Origin of the sequence: Tepidanaerobacter sp. GT38, assembly GCF_021991635.1 — a bacterium.
GTDB lineage: Bacteria > Bacillota > Thermosediminibacteria > Thermosediminibacterales > Tepidanaerobacteraceae > DTU063.
Genome location: NZ_JAFFJA010000111.1, coordinates 1 through 2,821 on the forward strand (window position 1 = coordinate 1; position 2,821 = coordinate 2,821).

Below are 2,821 nucleotides of genomic sequence, written 5' to 3' on the forward strand. Positions count from 1 at the left end.
CAAATGTTGTATCTCATCAATAACTAAAATTCCTAGAGCACAGTTTCTTACCACCTGATTCATTACTGTCATCATGGCATCTGTCGTTGCCCTTGTTCTCATCAACTTTTGATAGTAATTAGTTCCTAATAGTCTGTCTATTTCCGAAAAAAATTCATATAAAAGTCCCTTAATTGACCCATCGTGAGGACATTCCAGTTTCGCCCACACCACTTGATACGTAGAAAATGGCATGTTTTGATATTCAGAGTGTACAATTACTTGAGGATATAAACTTAGTATTCTATTAAGAGAGGAAGTCTTTCCCAAACCTGATATTCCTATCAAAGTAAACCCTAGTGAATACGAATAATATTCTTTATTATCCATTATGCCGATGGGATTTTTATGATAATCCCTATAAAAATCTTGAGCCAATCTGATGCCAAATGGATTGCGTGAGAGATAACCCTGTCTAATTGAACGAGAAATCTTTCTTTCCAGTTCTATAGTCATAGGAATGGGCTGAAAAACCTGAAATAATCTGTCTATCATATGAATACGGTAGTGGTTGTCTAACTGTCTTTCATTTTTTTCAAACTTAGGATAAAAAGCCAATTTTTCTATTGCCTCTTGCGTAGAAAGAAGATTAGGAAGGGATTCGATGAATGGATTTCCTCTATAATCTGGAATTACTTGTTCTTTATATTCTGCTTCTACTGCTATACTACCATTGGGTATCATCACTTCTCTCATCTAACATCACCTCTTTCTGTTTTCGAAACAATAGTTGCAAAGTATCATTTTCTCCTGTTTCTGCTTCCTCATCTAAATTGTTTTGATAGTTTTCATCACTATTTCCTAAATCAAAAGCCTCTTCCATCCTTCTTATCATTTTTTCAGCCTTTCTGTTTTCTCGTATATTCTTTACTCTCTGTTTATCGCTTTCTACAATGCTTGTTTCTCTTTTATAATCCTCCTCTGCCTGTTTAACTATATCTTCTATTTCTGAAATTAATTGTGCCTTTGCCTGTGCAACATTATCTTTATTTTTTTCTCTCTGCATTTTTTCTACTGCTAGAAGATACTCTATTTCTTCAATTGTCTTTTCCTTGTATCTACTACCTGCATCAGTTAAAAAACATTTCTCATATTTTTTTATATTATCATCATAAACATATATGTAATCCATATTCCGTGGGTCATAACTTATCTTTACATTCCATCTTCCTTTTACTCTGGCATCAGTAAACACTCCATTTTTTAACATAGTCTTTGATGCATAATACATATCCTTATACCTTATCCCTTTAGGAGTTACAGTTGCTGTATCAGCCGGCATCAACGCTAGTTTTATAACATCCTCAGGAACGGTTCTAAGTGTACCGCCCCGGTTTGCAATACCCCAGTTCCAAAGTTCAATTGGGATACATTGAACATTATCTTCAATCATATCTTCATCCCGTTTATAATAATCTAAATGATAATGATTGTTGTGATACAAGACGCATTTAATTAATATCTGTGTAAATTGGTATATATCCAATTTTGCTTTTATCCTATAGTCCTTATCCCCTCGTTCCCTTCCATCTAAATCCACAACACCTGGCAAAAAAGGCTTTACCCGTTCATTCGTAAGCCCAAAAAATCTTTCTACTGCTGATTTAAGGTCAGCCCGATAAGGAGGCGTATTTTTAACTTTTACATTAAGTGTATTTATAAGATTTTCAATATTTCCTCCCTCAAGTTCTCCCCGGTCGGCAGTTATAGACTCTGGTAAATGATGAACCGGCCAATCCTTCTCCTCTATTTCAATACCATACTGCTTGCAAAATTCCACTTTGTCTGTCGTTGCATTTAAAAGTGCCATCATTGCGCCAAGGTATGAACCACTTTCCAAACCTACATAAATTCCACATATCATACGGCTAAATTTATCGATGACAGCGTATATAGCAGGTCTGCCTATTATCCAATTCCGATTAAATCTTGATACCAAATAAACATCTCCCACTTGGCAGTCTATCTCAAATTCCCCTGGTTGAAATACTCCATCAAGGGAACTGCCTATAATAGGTCTGTACCGTTTTTGATACTTTTTATTGCTGTATCTGCTAGTTATCTCTTTTTTTAAGTCACGTTCTTTATAAAACCAGTATCTAAACTGACCAAATGAAGGGATTTGTGATTGCGGTTTTAAAATAGGTATCGTTACCCCATTTTCTTCTTTAAATCCATCATTAAAGTATTCCTTTCTCATAAGTTCGTAAGTCAAGGTCAAAGAATTTTTGGCTGTAGTATAGTAATATTTGTTTACTGCAATACGAAAAATTCTTTTAATATCTTCCGTAACATTAATTCCTTCTCCTTTAACACTTTGATTTGCTCTAGGTCTTCCTCTTTTCGCATCTCTAGCCTTTCTCTCTTTACCCTTTGCACCACAGTTTCTGTAGTCTGGCAATAAGGCATTACGGGTTTTTCCCCTTTTCCAATATCGCTTTAAATACTCTAAAATCCAAAATTCACTTATTCCATAATTCTCAGATGCTTTTTTTATTAACTTCCTTCTAAAAGATGCCTGATAAATATCAGGCTCCTTGTCTACCATATCTTTAACAATATTCCATGCCTTATCCCTAATAACTTTATGCTTTTCGGCTATATCTTCTTCTCTCAACACAACGATATATTTATCTTCCTTGATAATTTCTGCTTTATCCTCTGCTAGTGCAACTTCTATATCTTCAATTCTACGAATATAAGGAACTTTATTTTTATTTACATCAATTACATATGCTATTTCATCGTCAATCCACAATAGGATCAAGTCCAATTTTTTGTG

2 protein-coding genes are annotated in these 2,821 nt (G+C 34.4%); both read right to left on the reverse strand.

Annotation, left to right across the window (positions count from 1 at the left end):
• Positions 1–735: ATP-binding protein (locus JT739_RS11900; protein WP_237661350.1), on the reverse strand; the 735-nt coding region annotated here is incomplete at its 3' end.
• A partial coding sequence (locus JT739_RS11905) for a Mu transposase C-terminal domain-containing protein (protein ID WP_237661351.1) occupies positions 707–2,821 on the reverse strand: 2,115 nt, incomplete at its 5' end. The genes JT739_RS11905 and JT739_RS11900, both read right to left, overlap by 29 nt.